This is a genomic window from Neokomagataea tanensis (assembly GCF_006542335.1).
GTDB classification, from domain to species: domain Bacteria; phylum Pseudomonadota; class Alphaproteobacteria; order Acetobacterales; family Acetobacteraceae; genus Gluconobacter; species Gluconobacter tanensis.
The window spans coordinates 2227659-2245172 of sequence record NZ_CP032485.1 but is presented as its reverse complement, the minus strand read 5'-3'; the positions used below and the strand labels follow the sequence as shown (position 1 = coordinate 2245172).

Annotated in this window: 15 protein-coding genes; all 15 read right to left on the bottom strand. The window is 46.0% G+C overall.

Annotated elements, in window-relative coordinates; translation table 11 throughout:
* Positions 1-1170 (bottom strand): cytochrome b, encoded by a 1170-nt coding sequence (locus tag D5366_RS10085; protein ID WP_141493494.1) that lies wholly within the window; start codon positions 1168-1170, stop codon positions 1-3.
* 3 nt (positions 1171-1173) lie between these two features.
* Positions 1174-1800: a ubiquinol-cytochrome c reductase iron-sulfur subunit gene (petA, locus tag D5366_RS10080; RefSeq protein WP_141493492.1), complete on the bottom strand. Its 627-nt coding sequence runs from the start codon at positions 1798-1800 to the stop codon at positions 1174-1176.
* 54 nt (positions 1801-1854) lie between these two features.
* A complete protein-coding gene (locus D5366_RS10075) occupies positions 1855-2334 on the bottom strand; it encodes a c-type cytochrome (RefSeq protein WP_240775251.1) in 480 nt (159 codons plus the stop codon).
* Between the two features lie 13 nt (positions 2335-2347).
* Complete coding sequence (locus D5366_RS10070) at positions 2348-2803, bottom strand: c-type cytochrome (protein ID WP_141493490.1); 456 nt, start codon at positions 2801-2803, stop codon at positions 2348-2350.
* On the bottom strand, positions 2803-3348 hold the full coding sequence (mauA, locus tag D5366_RS10065; protein WP_141493488.1) for a methylamine dehydrogenase (amicyanin) small subunit: 546 nt from the start codon (positions 3346-3348) through the stop codon (positions 2803-2805). The genes D5366_RS10070 and mauA overlap by 1 nt, the downstream gene beginning before the upstream one ends.
* Positions 3335-3913, bottom strand: a complete 579-nt coding sequence (locus D5366_RS10060; RefSeq protein ID WP_141493486.1) for a redoxin domain-containing protein — start codon at positions 3911-3913, stop codon at positions 3335-3337. Before D5366_RS10060 ends, mauA begins: the two co-directional genes overlap by 14 nt.
* The gene (locus D5366_RS10055) at positions 3910-4431 is read right to left on the bottom strand and encodes a MauE/DoxX family redox-associated membrane protein (RefSeq protein WP_141493484.1); all 522 of its coding nucleotides are present in this window, start codon (positions 4429-4431) and stop codon (positions 3910-3912) included. The genes D5366_RS10060 and D5366_RS10055 overlap by 4 nt, the downstream gene beginning before the upstream one ends.
* On the bottom strand, positions 4431-5600 hold the full coding sequence (locus tag D5366_RS10050) for an amine dehydrogenase large subunit (RefSeq protein WP_141493482.1): 1170 nt from the start codon (positions 5598-5600) through the stop codon (positions 4431-4433). The genes D5366_RS10055 and D5366_RS10050 overlap by 1 nt, the downstream gene beginning before the upstream one ends.
* A 65-nt stretch (positions 5601-5665) precedes the next feature.
* Complete coding sequence (locus tag D5366_RS10045; RefSeq protein WP_141493480.1) at positions 5666-6973, bottom strand: amino acid permease; 1308 nt, start codon at positions 6971-6973, stop codon at positions 5666-5668.
* A gap of 103 nt (positions 6974-7076) precedes the next feature.
* Positions 7077-7661, bottom strand: coding sequence for a helix-turn-helix domain-containing protein (locus D5366_RS10040; protein ID WP_141493479.1), 585 nt, complete (start codon positions 7659-7661; stop codon positions 7077-7079).
* A gap of 25 nt (positions 7662-7686) precedes the next feature.
* The gene (locus D5366_RS10035; protein ID WP_141493477.1) at positions 7687-8223 is read right to left on the bottom strand and encodes a DUF3237 domain-containing protein; all 537 of its coding nucleotides are present in this window, start codon (positions 8221-8223) and stop codon (positions 7687-7689) included.
* A 65-nt stretch (positions 8224-8288) separates the two neighbouring features.
* Entirely contained in the window at positions 8289-10184 is a 1896-nt protein-coding gene (locus D5366_RS10030) for a CocE/NonD family hydrolase (RefSeq protein WP_141493475.1), read from the bottom strand.
* A 7-nt stretch (positions 10185-10191) separates the two neighbouring features.
* Entirely contained in the window at positions 10192-11427 is a 1236-nt protein-coding gene (locus tag D5366_RS10025; protein WP_141493473.1) for an alpha/beta hydrolase family protein, read from the bottom strand.
* A 39-nt stretch (positions 11428-11466) separates the two neighbouring features.
* On the bottom strand, positions 11467-13824 hold the full coding sequence (locus tag D5366_RS10020) for a TonB-dependent receptor (RefSeq protein ID WP_170211083.1): 2358 nt from the start codon (positions 13822-13824) through the stop codon (positions 11467-11469).
* An 872-nt stretch (positions 13825-14696) separates the two neighbouring features.
* Positions 14697-17081 (bottom strand): TonB-dependent receptor, encoded by a 2385-nt coding sequence (locus D5366_RS10015; protein WP_141493470.1) that lies wholly within the window; start codon positions 17079-17081, stop codon positions 14697-14699.
* Positions 17082-17514: the final 433 nt, after the last annotated feature.

Here is a 17514-nt window from a genome sequence, read left to right as displayed (position 1 = left end):
TTAGTCTGCCTCCACAACCCGAAAGTGGTCATCATGCTTACTGGCCCATGGTAGAAGAACGAGGAAAAACCCAAACCAAACACAGGCTGCAATACGGGCGGTCCATATCCAGAGCGTGTCAGGTGATTGCATTCCGGCAATACCGAGGGCGATAAAGGCCAAGAAAGCCGCACCTAAGCCAAGGCGTATCATCGGACGGAACCGAGCGGAGCGGATTGGTCCACGGTCCAACCAAGGTACAGCAACCACAACGAGCAATAAGCCTGCTGCGGCTAACAACCCGCCCAAACGCGAAGGAACAGCACGTAGAACGGCGTAAAATGGGGCAAAATACCACTCTGGCGTAATATCTGCCGGCGTGACCATGGGGTTCGCTTCGATGTAATTATCAGCTAGGGTTAAGATGCCGGGTAGGAAGAATACCAAAACGGCGTAAACCATGAGAAACAAGCAAATTCCAAAGGAATCTTTGGTTGTATAGTAAGGGTGAAACGGCACTTTCTTGCGAGTAGGTACACCAGTTGGGTTGTTGGAGCCCGTTACATGCAGAGCTGCAACATGCAGCGCAATAACGGCCATTGCTCCGAAGGCCAGTGCAAAATGCACGACAAACATACGGTGCAAGGCCATATCGCCCAAGGGTGCTTCACCAAAGAGCAAAGAGGACAGCGGCTGGCCAATAACGGGTATGGCACCAAGGGCGTTTACAATGACCGTTGCCCCCCAGAAAGACATCTGCCCCCAAGGCAAAACATAACCCGCAAAAGCGATGATCATGACGAGGACAAATAGCCCCATACCAGTGAGCCACAAGACCTCACGCGGGGCTTTATAGGAACCATAATAGAGGCCACGGCCCATATGGATGTAGAGGGAGCCAAACAACATTGTAACGCCCCCCATATGGAGGCCACGGATAAACCAACCCCATGCAACGGACCGGTCAATGGTTTCAACGCTGGCAAAGGCACCGTTAATGCTTGGTGTGTAGTTCAGGGCAAGGAAGATGCCGCTGATTACAAGGAAACCAAGAGCGATGGTTGCAAAAGCGCCAAAATTCCAGAGGAAATTCAGGTTTGGCGGCATTGGAAAATCAATATATTCCCGCCGAAAAGCGGAAACAATGGGTAAGCGTTGTTCTAGCCAGCCCTGTTTCTGTTGCTCGCTCATGGTTTACACCTGTTGAATGGCGGTAATGTCAAAATGCGGATCACCAGCACTGGCACCGATGCGTATTTTCTGATTAGCGAGGAGCGTCGCTGGTGGAACAGGAAGGTTATAGGGGGCTGGTGCCCCTAAAAACGCGCGTCCGGCGATGTCAAAATGTGATCCGTGGCATGGGCAGAGGTATCGGGCAGTATCGGGGCCATTGGCCATATTGAAATTGGGAATACAGCCCAAATGTGTGCAGATACCGATGTAAATGCCTATTTCAGGGATAATAGAGCGGTGCCAGTTTTCAGCATCTTTTGGCTGTTGGAGTATTTTTGAATTAGGGTCCCGCAAGCGCGACAGAAGTGTTGGTGCTTTTAGAGACGCAAGCATGGCCGGGCTACGGCGCTGCACAAAGACCGGCCAACCATGCCATGTTACGGTAATTTGTGCGCCTTCATGCACGCTGGAGAGGTCAACATCCACGGTTTCAGGCGTAGCAAAGGCGGCGTCTCGTGTTCCGCGTAAGCTGCCAAGAAACGGCAGTGCGACCGCGCAGCCCCCTGCACAAGCGGCGGCAAGTGTGCCGCGGGCTAGGATATCACGGCGGCTGGTTGAAGCAGGGTTAGCGGGTTTTGAGTCTGTCATAGATTATATCCATAGTGGAACGTTACGTATGTGTATGTTCTGCATTGTATTACGCTACGGAGTTTTCGAGTGTTGGCACGCTGGCAGTGCCCTTCCTAAAATTTCAGCCCGGTAGGTCATAATATCATCGACCTTAACGGGGTGTTGCCGAAGAGCATGTACTTCAGCCGCCGTGTAGGGTTTTGTATTAGGTTGAAGGCTTTCTCCGCCGAATTGGAAGACCATAAAATTCAACACATCAGCGAGTTCTTGATCGCTGCGGATTAGTGACATAGAGACGCCTGGTACCTGTCCAAGATAGGCGCGTCCCTCTTTGGAGCACAAGAACACATCAACATGATCACGCAGGGATGGAATGCCTGAATCGCCAGACTGCCCTTCGATGCCGTGACAGCCGCCGCAATGCGTCAGATAGTTAAAAACGGCGCGATTAACCCCAGTCGCGTGAGCGACTGACGGGTTGAACGAGAAGCACAAAAAGCCGCCCACAATAACGAAAAATATTGCTGCTCGTTTTAAGAATGAAACGCTCACGGTACGATGCCTCTTAGGGTACTAGGTGTGCATCATCCAAGGCTTTGCGTTCGGCTAATATCTCTTTGGATTTCTTTGGTGTGCTGCGTTCACCAGCAATGACGGCGGCGTCAATCGTTGGGGCTGGCTTTGTATCTCCCAAAGAAATCAAATAAGTAAGTGCGGAGGCAATTTGGTCATCTGAAAGCGACTTTAACGACGGCATAAAACCAGCATAGGGTGAACCTGCAGCCGTGATGGGGCCATGCAGACCATTCAGCACAACGTCAGCGAGGTATTTTTTACCATCAGGAGACGAGGCAATTTTATCAACACGCCCTTTCAGTGGAGGAAATTGGCCTGTTGAGCCTGCGCCTGCTGCTTGGTGGCAGACAGAGCAGTTTTGGTCATACACATCTTGTCCGGGTGTTGCAGCAACAGCGAACGCGGGCATAACGGTCAGGGCAATAAGGAAAGCGTGTTTGAGCATTAGGCTTCTCCGACGATAACGGATGTTGAGCAGTTGTAAACGAGAGAGCCGGTACCGAAGCACCAGATAATATCATTGTTTGATTGTGGACGGTAACTTGGTTGTTCCCCATCCGTACCAATACACATTTGCTGGCTGCATGCGTCTTGGCCACAGCAATCACGGTATGCTACGAGGTAAGACTGGCCGTCTCCGGGGTTAAAGCACGTCCCGATCCATGAGGTTGGGGAGGGTTGGGTACCAGGTGGGCAAGAATGGACTCCTCCGCCACAGGTAGAGCACAAATAACCGTCAATGGCGCAATAACGCCAGTAATTGCATGCGGTGGCGTCTGTCGTTTGTGCTTTTGCAGAGAATGGTGATGGGGCTTTCGGCTTCTCTGTTTTGGTTGCTGCACGGGCTGCAGGCAGCATAGGAAGAGCGATACCACCGACCACCCAAGCGCCAACGCGGCCTAAGAAAGAGCGGCGTGCAGTATGGCTAGCGATGCGGCGCATCACGCTTTCTGTAATGCCGTCAAAACGACTTGATTCAGGCTGAGACATGCTGGGCCTCCTTTTTGAGCTGTGTGATTGTATCGAGCAGAGCTGCGATGTCGCTTGTTGTTGTTGCAACATCCAGCGCACGGATGATGCCGCGCGGATCAAGTAAGATAAGTGTTGGTAGGCGGTTGATTTGCAAAAGCAGCAAAAGCTCTTGCGAGATAACAAGTGGCGCTGGAAGGTTTTGCGAACGTTCCATAGCGCGCAGGGCTTCGATCTCTCCGTCCCCCAGTAATATCAGGTCGATATTGCGGGTTTGGGTGGCCTCATGGACCAAAGGAAGGGTGCGTTTGCACACGGGGCAATCAGCACCAACGACCATGATTAATGAGGGGCGTGCCTGCGCGCGCGTACCGGCGAGAGTAATGGCGCTGCCATCAAGGTGGCGGGCCGTAATCTCGGGTACTGCTTGCCCGACGCTAAGCCCTTGTATCGTGTTCTGAGGGCCAATGGGTGCTAGCCGTTCATGCAGGATACCAATTTGGCGGCTCATCGCGAGGAGCATGATTGCCAGTACGAGAACCGCAATAATCAGGGCAAAGGTGGAGATAATTAAAAAAATCATCATGCCCGAACCGCCCGGATTTCGAGGAGGGTATCGGTGGTCACGAACAGGATAAAGGCTGCAATACCGAGGAGGTTTCCACTTACAGCAAACAAGGCGGGTGAGTGTGGGCAGTTCAGCGGAGCAGACGCTAGGATAACCCAGCTAAGTGTTCGCATTATGCTTCCCAACCCTAAGAACGTTGTGCTGCCGGGGATGCAGCCGCAGGTGATGTTCGTACGGCCTTTTGCGACGTTAATACCCATTGCGATAGCGTAAAGGAGTAACAGAGCCACGGCGAGGCCAACACCGATTTTAAACCCTGCTAATAAAGCGATCCCGGCCATAAAATTAGCAGCAATTACAGCGTAAGCCGCTGTAAAAGACCATGAAAGCGGCAAGAGACGATAAGATGCGACAAGGCTTGCCGTATCATCGATATTTTGTGCTTTACCGATAGCTGATGAGAGAAACACCGCCGCAGTCATACCGGAGCCGATATGTGCAAGTAGGGCTGAAGCAAGAGACGCATGAAATTCCATTACTCACCCAAGGCGACTGTAAAGTAGAGATCATCACCAAGGTGAGAAATCTTGTGAAGGAGTTTGCCGTTTTCAGCGTCAAAAATGTAAAAACCACCATGTGCATCATCAGTGAACATCAAAGGGTGCGCATCTTGGGTAAGGCCAACCATGGATGTGGGCTCAGGTAAAGTAAATCGGTGCAGTAGCTTATGGGTTTCAGTATTCAATACCCAAATTTCTGTTCCATCTTCTTTGTGGGTCCAGAATGTATTTTTATGCATAACGACGTACATGCGGTGTGTTGCGTAATGGAGAGCAGACAGCTGCCATCCACCAGGTCGCCATGCTATTTCGAATGGTTTTCCAGCATCAGATGCACGCGGTAGTCCAGCAGCTTCTTGGATAGACCAAGGTTTCTCAACGGTCGTTTGTGCACTTAAGGTAGATGGATAAACAAGACCACTATAAGTAATAAAAAAAGTCTGCCCAGTATTTTTATCGGACGGACTGTGCTCAAATACTGCATCCTTCTCTGGATCGAAAAAAGGTTTAGTGTGCGTAACTTCTATATGGTCGTGATCTATTAAGACATTAGAAAGACCACCGTCACCACATATTGATGAAAAACCACTATTCCCCCAAGGGTATACTAAAGCGCAGCCAGGCAAATCGATGTTTTTTAAAAGACTATGTGTTTTAGTTTCTATTACGTGTACCGCATTGGTTGGTACCATATCAAAAACGTACACCAAGCTCCCATCGGCATTGATTGCAAGGTTATTTTTTTTCGGCGTTACCAACGCCCGTCCGGGTAACTTAAAATCATTTTCAATTTGAAACGTCTGTGGGTCGTAAGAAGCCAAGAGATCATTCCGCTCACCGCGGTTACCACGAGACCACGTAGTCTCGCTCACGTAGAAAGACCGCCCCTTCGGATCAAGAACCACATTTCCATTATAAGATTCTTGGACCATACCAAGAATTTTGCCTTGATCAGCATCCAAAACATAGACACGACCGTCCTTAGCATGTCGTGCAACAGTATCTTGCACGAGGATACGATGAGCACTCCAAGGGGGAAGTTTTATAATGTCGCTTTCTTCTGTTTGTGGAATGGGTTCTGGCTCCGCTAGAGCTGGCGTAGAAAAAACAGCAAGTGCAACAAAAAGTGTAATTGACCAACGCATTTACAGTATCCTTAGAGACAGTATTAAAAGAAAATCAAAAGCAGCATGAATTGGGTTTTGCTGCTTTATCGCGAAAAGGCACACCACTTCTTTCGTCTTGCTCTAGTTATTTTTTCAGCAACACCAACAATGAAAAACGCAAGAATACCGGCAACAAGCTCGTAACGGGCACTCGGAATAATAACCATGGAAACGATAACAACAAGCAACAAAATAAAGGTTACCCACGCTTTCCACAGATTTTTCTTAGATAAAATAACGCGGGCAGTTGTAATTAAACCGTAATGAAGAATTATCATTGCACCGCTTGCGGAAGCAAGGAATGCAAAAACCAAATTGGGAGAGATAATTGCTAGAATTGCAACCAGCAATGTGCCTAGAGAACATAAAAGAATAGCCCTTACCGGCAGATTGTTGCGTACGTCTAATTTCTTAAACGACGCAAGCGCATCCCCAACCTCTGCCATCTCAAACGTAATTCTAGATGTTGCATAAATTCCCGAATTAAGTGTCGACAACATTGAAGTTAAAATTATTATTGTCATTACAGTGCTAGCAAATGGCATATGTATGATATTTAAAGCGTAAAGGAACGGAGATTGTCCGGGCATTATTTTGTCCCATGAAACCAAGCTTAACAAAGCCACAATACTGAAAAAATAAAGACTGGTTACGCTTAGCGCGACAACACGTGATAAACGGGAAGCATTGCCCCGGGGATCACCAGATTCAAGCGCTGCAATAGTAGCTACTTCACTACCAGACATAGAATAAACAACAGTTGGTGCGGCAGCGAATAGAGCTGTTAATCCATTAGGTAAAAACCCAGAGGCACTATGCATATTTTCCATGGCATGAATTCCTAAAAATAAAGAACCCAGACTAATTAATATGAAAGAAACAAGAGCCATAATTTTTATAATAGAAAGCCAGTATTCGACCTCACCATAATTGCGTACTGATACCAGATTTGCTCCTGTGACAATTGACAAAACAATTAATTCGATAAGCGTAAACGGAATATGGATCCACTCCCTGATTAAGTCAGAGGCTCCAATTACTTCTATTGCCAAAGTTACAACCCAAATAATCCAATAAGTCCAACCTGCGATAAACCCTAAACTTCGTCCCAATATCGACCGCAGAGACATAATAAATGAACCAGGTTCAACAGAATTTAGAGCAATATCCCGCAGCATTAAGCTCTCAAAAATTGTGAGAAGCCCACTAAATGCGTAGGTAACTATTACGCCCGGCCCGGCCATAGAGATAGGACCTGAAGCTCCGATGAAAAAACCGGCCCCAATGATCCCTCCTATAGAAATCATAACGATGTGTCTCGGGTGCAGAGAATGGTCGAGCGTTTGTGTCATCTCATGGCCTTTGATGGCTCACCCAATCTTAGGGAGCAATTGTACCGATTTGACTTTGTTACTTTTTAACAATTCAAAATAACTTACCCACAACTTTGTGTAATTATAAAGTGTTTGACCACATAACTTTTGTAATAACGTTTGTTCTATTTTCATACTTATGCGGAAGATGACTTAGAAAAGAGAAAGAATCACCTTCATTTAATACACAATACTGACTATTAACCTGTAAATGAAGCGTTCCCTCTATTATAAAACCAGCTTCAAAACCAGCATGTGACAAATGCTTGTCTCCTGAATGTCCATTTGGTTGAATAATCATCAAATATGTTCTCAACAATTCGGGCTTTTGTGAATTTAGGCAAACTTTTGTAATCCCATCGTTAAAGGTAATTTTTTTATGACTTTCTTTTCTTGTATAAAATTTAGCAATATCTGATGCTTGTCCCTGAAAAGACTGAAAAAAATTAGAGACATCCAACTCCAAGACTTCCGCGATTTTCATTAAATCTCGTACACTCGGAGAAGTTGCCCCCCTCTCTATTTGACTAAGATGGCTCACGGAAATACCGACACGAGATGCTACATTTCTTAACTGCAGACCGTTTTGCTTTCTATGCTCTCGAATGAGATATCCTACAGCATGGTCAATTTCTGATGTATTTTCAGAGTTTTTATTGTGTAGCATCTCTTTAAAACCACCATATCAATATTTAATTAAGTCTCAATACTTGTATCAAACGATCGTTTTGGTGAGGCCCCCTTGCCAGCTCCATTCCTTTCGGCACAGGATACACAAGGGTAGCGACAAATATACTTTTATTGAGCCAGTCATACTTCCCTTTTGGAGCGATGAACTCAGGGCTCAATCTGTATTTATAATCTTGTCCATTTTTAATAGGATATGCCAACCCTTTATTGTGAATAATAATAATTTGCCCGTCATCCGTTTTTAATCGATAAAATGCGTCAACAACTTCCACGCCATCAGGGCGCAAAACTGGTAGGTCGGCGCCGCCAGCTTCGACGGTGCCGTGGATGCCTGGTCCATCAAAGCGTCCCCCTATAATAGGCCATATTTCGGAGCGTTCCCCATCCTTGCTTGCAGCATTAGGGCCAGGTCGAATTGGATCCGTGCAGGTTACGACCAAATTTAAAACTAATTCTGTCTTAACAGGATCGTAAACCGTCGAAGCAAAGGACGATTTCGATGACGTTTCAGCAAAAGCGAAAGAGGAGGTCATCAACATTAAGGCTGTGGATATACAAATTCTCTTAGTACGCACAACTTCACTCCTTTGGAAAACTGTTATTTTTATTGATGTAAAGGATCAATTCGGCAGGGCTGCATCAGAACATCATTGCAAGGTGATAATGATCCTGGAATGTGACTAATTTTAATGTCTGGGCTCCCTTTGTTCGGCAGTGTTCCCAAAACAAATTGAGAAACATGTGATGAATCGTGCCAAATGCGATTTGTTGCTGGGAGAAGCCATGGTGAAAAACCGTATCCACCAAAATTGCCCGGTGCATCTATCCATATTCGCAACCTTGAGCCTGTACGAAATACATGTCCCATTTTACTCAGCTCCACTCTTCCAAGGACAGGCTCATCCGGCGCCAAGCTATGAATGCTTTGTATCTGGTCTACAGGAAACGGTCTGAGTATAGTTGATTTATCGGTGTTTTGTTCTCTGTCCGATAAACGCAGCCACCCTCGCTCTACAAACATCTCCTGATGATCAGGCCGCAACTCTGTTAGCGTAACCTCGAGATCAGTGTCCGGCATATCCGATGAAACCCATAAGTTCGCGCTGGCAGGGCCATAAGCAATCACATTCTGAGTAAACGGGGCCGAAGTATAGGCAAGGCTTCCGTGACTATACTGATCTGGCAATGCGCCCCAACTATAATGATCCGCATCAACATCTACATCAGGTCCCCGTACGGGATAGGCATAGGAATCATATCCAACTGAGGGCTTGTCATCCATCGTAAGATTCCCCTGTTCGACCAATGTGAACACTTTAGGGGTTGCTACAATTGGGTAATTTTTTCCTTCAATCACTATCCGGGGAGTCATTTGTTCTACCTTCTCATGCCCCTCCCCGTGCGATCCACTCTCTAACCAAACCTGAACATGGGGGGTGTCAGTAAATTTTTCTGTGTCCCCTTTTAAAAAACGATCAAAGAAATTGATCAAAACCTTCCGGAATTTGAGGGATTCGTAGGCATCGTGCTGACCATTAGTTTGCACCAGCCAAATGTTTTTAGCCGGCAAAGTATCCTGGTAATATCCTTCGCGTGACGTCACTGCTTCATCTTGAAAAGCTTCCATTGAGAGAACGGGAGCAGAAATCATGTGTGTTTTTGCTGCTAAATTGCGTTTTTCAATTTCTGCATCGCGTAACGGATGCTGTAGCAAAACATCGCGAAGGTTAAATTTTTTATTCGCCTGCGTATTAAGCGCCAACTGCTTCAGACAACGTTGGTCATTTTCTTTGAGGGCGCCCGCTGTCAAAGCGTCCCATCGTGACTGTAAATATAGCAACCAACCCGAGGGAAATTGCATGTTCGGCACCCCCCCCGGCGCCCAGCTATCCAACCGTGCGTCCGCTAGCACCATACCGGGCGCAATAGCGCTCAAATGCGGCGGACGCGTCGAGGCTGTGGCAATCTGCGACATACCAGCCCATGACCAATTGGCCATGCCAATGTGCCCATCAGACCAGTGCTGCGCAGCAGCGTACTCGACAATGTCGTAACCATCCTCACCGTAAGACGACGTTAAAAACGTAAAGTGACCTTCAGAGCACCCTGTCCCACGGGCATTTACTCCCATAACAGCGTAACCGTTTTCTACCAGCGTACGATCAAGGCTCACGGACATTGCTGTATCACCTGTCAAATATGGTGCACTGCCAATACCGCCAGGGTCATAACCGCTGTAATTAATTACAACAGGAAAAGGCCCCTTCCCTTTTGGCAGTAAAACACTATAACGCAAGGCCGTATTATCGCGCGTTGGTAAATAACCAACTATACGTTGGCTCCAAAAAGGCTGAGTATGCACAACTTCAGGGTTATAACCTGAAACTGCAGCAATAACGCTGCCTCCAGAACGGTTATCTTGCGCATAACCTTGCCCTATAGCAAAATAAGCTATGGTAGAAAATAAGTACAAGCGTACCAGAGGCAAACGTTTTATCATGTATTTATCAGTTTTTAGGGCAGCTAGAAGCTGGCGTATTTCCAGCAAGAACTGACTTTAACCAAGAAATTTGTGTATCCATTGATTCAACCATAGCTGCCCCATGCTCGGCATTTGGTACTACTAGGTATTTAATGTCTGAACCAAGGTGACAGGCGTCTTTGTAGTATGAATTAAGCGTACGAATGGGGATTGTCGTGTCACCGCCACCCGCTACCAACAAAATAGGACCAAGTGTTTTCTCATATCCAACAGTTTGTTCAGCAAAGAATTGCTTTACGTACTTATTTTTGTTCCAGTCTGGCCGAACCAATTCTTTAGCCGAATATGGATAATACAATGCATTGCCCGTCAACCAACAAGCACCCCCTGTTGCTTCAGGATAGAACTTCAATCCTTTTTTTGATAACAAATCTTCCGGTTTGAACTCAGGGTACTGAGCTTTAATAGCAAAGGCTAACCACGACATGTACGGACCGCCAGCCTTTTTAACTGCAGAAATGTTGGCATTCATCATTCCTGGACGCGCGGCCGGAGCGATAGATACGGCTCCAAGATAGCCAGCATCATTCGCCTTCGTCTCGGCTTCTGCTGTAGCCAAAGCAGCATAAGCGCCTTGAGAATGCCCTACAACAAACCATTTTTGTGATAATTCCGGCATCAACGCATGAGCTGCAGGTACCGCGTTACGGATATCAGCAACCTGCGCATACTTGTTCATGTATTGGTGAGGCCCATCCGTTCCAAGGCCATGATAATCCGTCATGACCAAAACAAACCCTGCAGAAGCAAGGTCAAAAACCCTCAAACTACCGTAGTAGACATCTTTCATTAAAGATGGCGCACACATTTCTGCTGTTCCGCTGGTACCGTGCGCCCATACGATTACCGGCCATCCGCCTTCTGGCGCTTTGCCAGGTGGCACAACTACTACGCCTGAAGTCGCCACTGGCTGGCCATGCGAGTCTGTTGAGCGGTACAAAATACGTGTTGCAGTGAAGCCTTTTGGTAAATCATAATTTGCAGCTGACTCGTGCTTCAACAATGCACCCGGCAAAGCAGTCGCTATATCCGAGGGGGTGCTGTAAAAGGCCGTACGAGGCAAGGCATCTTGAGATTCCAGAGAGCGCGTAACGACAGGGTCGGTCGGGAGTGGTGGCTCACCAGCATATGCCACTGAGCCAAGACTAGTTGTAAGAGCCAACAGTCCAAGCAGAGAAGATTTATAAGACCATTTATTCATAATAAACACCTTGTAGATATTTGGAATTATAACTAAATTTTAGAAATCGTAACCCACTTGGAAACGATAACTTGCAGGTGTCCCGTAGATTTGCTGGTAATCACCTACGCCATCTGTCTGGCCGACGGTTCTATAGTGAACGTTCGTCACGTTAAAACCCATAAGGGCCAAATTCCAGCGTTGCTTGTGCGACACAAGATCGAGCCGCACATCCAGCAAACCGTAACCCGGCACATTATTGATCCACGCCCCTACTCCACGCGAGGCGTTGAGAGTGGTACGGAAGTTGTAATTCATCTGTATACCGGCGGTGTAACTACCATTACCAAGATCGTGCTCATATCGCGCAGAGGGCGTTAAGCTCCAACGAGGAGCATAAGGTAAGCGCTGCCCCTGCCACGCAACTAAATTACCTGCGTAGTCTAGTTGGTACTGAGATGACCTTACAATTTTAGCGTCGTTATACGCAGCGCCCAAATTGAACGTCAAACTTGGGACAGGTCGCCAAACAATATTACCTTCCAGCCCTTGGTTCACTGCCGTGCCCAAGTTTGTAAGTGTGGTCGTAATAGTTTGGCTAATAGCAGAATATTCTTGTTGGAAGTTTTGATAGTTATAGGTGCGATAGTAGAAAGCTGCACCATCGACGATCAATTTCCGATCGGCTGTTTGCGCTTTGAACCCCGCTTCTACAGCCCATACTTGTTCCTCACGGTAAGGATCAATTTGCGCTGTGCTAGAAATAGGGAAGCCTCCGTAAAAACCTCCTGATTTATAGCCGCGAGCAACAGAGACGTAGATCATATTTAGCGGGTCAAACTGGTAACGCAAAGCCAACTTACCTGTTACGTGGTCTTTGAGTTGGTATTGGCGCTTGACAGAATCAGCCACATAATAGCCAGGGGAGAGCTGGAAAGCTCCGTTATATGTTTTATATTCCCAAGTACTGCGAGCGCCGAAATCTAGGGTAAGTTTCGGCAAAATGTGGTAAGTTAATTGACCATAACCGCTATAGGATTGGGTTTTCTGTGTGTAAGTTAAAATACCAGTGTTACTTTCTCCCGATAGGCCCGTATACAAAGTTTGTAATGCATTATCAAAAAGCTGAAATTGCTTATTTTCCTGTAAATCTTCATATGCGATGTCAGCACCTATCAACCACTCTAGGTGTTTTGATTTTCCCGAACTCAATCGCAAATTCTCTTGCGCCATGCGCATTGGTGTGTGCTCAACCTGAGTTGCGTATGTTGGGCCCGTCGCAGCATAATTATAGCGGAGCCCATAATCGAAATAATCGAGCGATGTAATTGAAGTAAAGTCTAAGCCTGCTATTTTTCCTGTAGCATTTAACTGAGCACCCCCGGCCTTATTATCCAATTGGTTCACCGCTGATGATAAAACTTTAGTACCATCCTGGGTCTGTCGTGACGCTGCTTGACTTGTATCACCGAACGCTTGAGGTAGAGTTAGACAATTCTGCTGGTCTTGGTAGCCAGCAATCATTGCATTACAGAAACTCCCTCCAGAACCGTAGACACCTATTGCCGTTGCCAAAGCGAGTTGCGTTTTGTCGCGGCTGCCATGCACATCAAGCGATAAATCCCAATCCTCGAGTTTTGCAGCAACTTCCAAGCGTACCGCATCACGGTTCTTGCGCCCCCACTTCGCACCATTTTGCAAAGATGTTTGCCAACCGCTCCACCCGTGATCTGATGTTTCCGCAATGCGGAAAGCTAGATTTTTATTAATGGGCGCACCGTAGGCCGCGTTAATATGACCATCGCCCCAACGGCCATATGACATAGCCATAGAGCCCGTGCTGCGGTCAAAACTTGGTTTATTCGTTAGAACTCTAACTGCACCACCGATTGTGTTGCGTCCGTACAAACCACTTTGTGGGCCCTTTAAAACTTCAACCCGCGCTATATCGAATAACGTCCCGGTGCCCATCACAGTGCTCGGCTGATATGCGTCATTCAAAAAAACTGGCGCTGCAGGTGTACTATTAGGGTTGAAGTCAGCAAGGCTTACGCCTCGGATAACCCATGTCGGCATCGCCCCGCCATAGAAATCAAGGTTTTGAGCATTGGTAGTATACTTAATTAAATCTGGTAAAGCTTGCACGCCAAGCCTATTTAGATCTTTTCCAGTGAAAATTTGCACAGTTTCCGGAATCTGCTGCGCGGTTTCTTTTCTCCTCCTTGAAGTAACGGTTACTTCTTCTACACCATTACTTTTAAATTCTTTAATAGGGGAAAGTTTTTTAGCCTCCTTCTTTGATATATTTTTTTTATTATCTGATTTAGTTTCTAATTTATGATGTATTTTTTTTACTTCAGCATGCGAAATTGAAGAAAATACACACAAAGAAGTCGACAGTAAAAAAAACTTACGCAATTTGTTTTTTCTTACGAAAAAACACCTTAAATTGCGTGATGTATTTATTTCCATAAATATTAGACCTCAAAAGCAAGTCTACATCACGAATTAAGGTGACCACTGAAATGATGCGACTTCGTAATATAAGCTCATATCCCCACGGTGGCCGTCAAGCGATTTTCTTTATGAGAAGAATATTTTTACATTTTTTTTGCCACAAATTTTTTTCATATCGTTTTTGTAACATACAAATAAAACTTATTTGGCTTTGTGTATATGATATAACTGTAATTAAATATATGATTTGAAAGGATTTTTTATAAATTTTTTGAGAAATTTATTTCCTACGATAATGTAGCCCTACCTTGAGTACCTCTTAGACTTAACCATACCTTCAAGTAAGGTTGAACACACACAAACTGATTTTTTCTTAGTCAGTTCAAAAATAAATTACCTACTGATGAGACGCATCTGGCCTGAGATACCCTCCTGACAAACTCAGATTGGCCGCATCAATGAGTCTGAACGCTCTAGATTACGTTATTCTAACGCTTCCGCTAGTTTACCTACGGCTTTGAAGACACTAGTATCAATGTTGTCAGTCGAAGCTTTGTCGATATTACCACTCCTCCCCGCTGCTTGAGGATTTACTTAGGAATCTTTGGTTGAGATTACCGTTTCAAGCTTATGCGAAAGGTAGAAATCAATCGTATCGCATACTTCGCTGGCAACCCAGTGCAGGTAAAGCCTTTTATCTCAGACACGGCATACGTCGTCTGAGATAATATTGTATGTAGTTTAACAAAGACATGCTTACGTTCGCAATTTAAACTCTTCTCTAACTACTGTTTATCGATCTAAAAATATATGAAAACTCTACTTTTTAAAGTTTAAAATTGTGCACTAACCGTCCCAAAATACTGTCGAATAGATCCACGCTCTAAAGATTGATAATCACCAGACATTGGGTTTCCATTTTCACCCATCATGGAGATGTATTTGCTGTTCATTAGGTTGTAGATATTAAAATCAAACATGAGGTTTTTTATGAAACCCACTTTACCAACATTCCAGCGCGCGCCTGTGCTGGCAAGCCAGTATCCTGGTACAGATGTATCATTGGTATAAGAAAAATAACGCTTTGAGTAATAGTGAACATCAAAGTGCGTTTCGAGACCTTTCCAAGTGTATGAAAGGTTCGCTTTATACATGAACTCTGGGTAGTTAACGAGCCTCTTACCTTGAGTCGTCATTCCAGAATTTTCTAACGCAAAGTTACTGCCGTAAGTAGCATGGTTATAGCTGACGCTATTGTACAACGCTAAGCCCTTGATTGGCGTTAGGGTCAGGGCAGCATCGACGCCATTAATATGGACGGTGGATGATACGACGGTAGAGACTGGGTTGGTAATGGTGCCAGCGGTTGCAGCCTGCAAACGGTTATTTGCATCAGCGTGGTATCCCGCGAGGCTTCCTTGAGCATACTTGCCATTATACCGGTACCCAACAGCATAGACCCAGTCTTTTTCTGGTTTGATGGTCTTCCTCAGCTGAAGGAACGTCGTTTGATCTTGCACAGACCAAGGAGAAGCCCCTACCCCACCATAAGGCTGTACCTGGTATGAGCGCATGTTTTCAGCGACATCAAAATAAAGCTCATGTTCTGGCAGAAAGTGCCAGTTGGCACCAACGTGAGGCAAGAAGGCACTTGATGCTGTTAGGCCGCCAACGGCGAGGTTATCCGCACCCGTAAAGTCTGGGTTATTATATTGTGCACCACCCACTGTTGTTGCGACCATGGATTTAAAACCAGCAACAACCCGCAGATTATGGAGCGGGTGCCATGTATCTTCCAGATGATAGGTGAAGTTATTGGTGTGCCATTGGAAGCCATAGCCTTGTTTAAACGCGGCGCCATATGTCGTGTAGGGGCCAACGGTTTTCAGCGGCGCACCTTGGCCAAGTGTTGGCTCATTATACCAGAAAAGGCCGCTCTGCTGATCGTTGTTTTCAAACCATACACCAGTATCAATCGTGTGGTGGTCTGCTTCATAACGCAATGACGACACGGCACCGTAGCGCTCTTGGCGGGTTTGCCAGACTTCTTCTGAGAAGGGTGCTTCTGTATCAGCGGAAGGCGTGCCGTAATCAGAATAGGTGTAATGCCCGGTATCGGACTGACCATAGACAACAGAAAGCCAGTGTAGGCGATCGTTCAGTGCGATATCAAAATTAAGGCCGCCCGTATAATCAACCTCCGCTTGCCCTCCATCGTACAAATAAGGGCTTTGCCCGTTTGCTTCGATGGCCGGCGTGGTGGGAAGAGAGGTGTTGCCGAGGCCATATTCATAGGCTTGCGTATAATTTGGATAGAGATGGGAAACGCGCCAGCCCAAACCATTCAGAATGCTCAGAGATTGATCCTGGTATCCCCACTCAGCCAGCTGGCTCCAATTAAAGAATACTTTTACGTTGGAGTTTTGCCCTATTGGCTGGACGATTTTGGCATCCACCTGCTGTTGGAACTGATCCCCGCCACCAACCCAGAGTTTTTCGTCCGAACGTGAATACGCAACCATGGCCTTGGTGCCGGAGGCGTTAAGTTTACCCGTGTCGCCCCTAACATAGGTGCGAAATGACCCGTAAGAACCAAAGCCTTGGCTGACTTTAGCGCCAACTTTGTTTGCTGGGTCTGATGTTTCAAACTGAAGCGTGCCACCGAGCGTCGATGTGGAGGGGACGTTGACCCCACCGGGGCCTTCGGAAACTGTTGTACGCGAAATATCGTCTGAGATGGCTGCTTGAATAATATTCACGCCCATAACAGATTGGTAAATCTGTTCTTCAAGTGGTATTCCATCAAGAGTTACGCCAAGCTGGTCCATAAAAAAACCACGGACGTAAATACTGGTTCCCCATGTATCAATACCGAGGGGATCTGTGGAAGAGAAACTTACTCCCGGAAGGCGGTCAGCGACCTTTAGCGGATTAATGCCAGGAGTAAATTGCGCCATAATGGCTTTAGAGATGACGTTATCAGCACCATGTGAAGCAAAACGACTAACTGTAACGGAAACATTTTCTGAACTATTTGCAGTAATTGATGATTTCTTTTTTTTGGGTAGAGAAGATTTTTTGCTTTTAATATGCGATTGAGAGAGAGTTATACGATTTTTATTGAAAATTTCTGCATGTACTGAAGACGCATACAAAACCGAACCAATTGGAATAAATACCAATAATTTACAAAAATAGGGATAGCTATTTTTTTTCATTTAGAAGCTCCGCCCTTATATCATGCTGTGATTCTACTCTAATTCAACTTACCTCATTAGCGATATTCATTTTGATTTAATAATGAAATATTTTCAATAATTCCTTAAATTATTTTTGCGCTGTTTCCATCAAGGATGGATGCAGTTTTAGAATTGTTGGAGGAACAAGTCTGCACCACGTTAGGAACGTCGCTATCTCTGACGTGAATTGATAGCGCGGTGGGTATGGATACATTCTTCTTTTCTACTGAATTACCGCCCAATCGAGGAGCAGTTAACCGAGCGCGAGATCATAGCATCGTTTGAAACAAGTCGTAGCTGCAGCCTGAAATTTGGCAAAACGCTATTCCGTCTCTTACAACTGGAATCGGTTGGACGCGACGATGTGTGATGCTGTGTCAAAATGCGCGTCGTCATCGACAGCAAAGCGCGC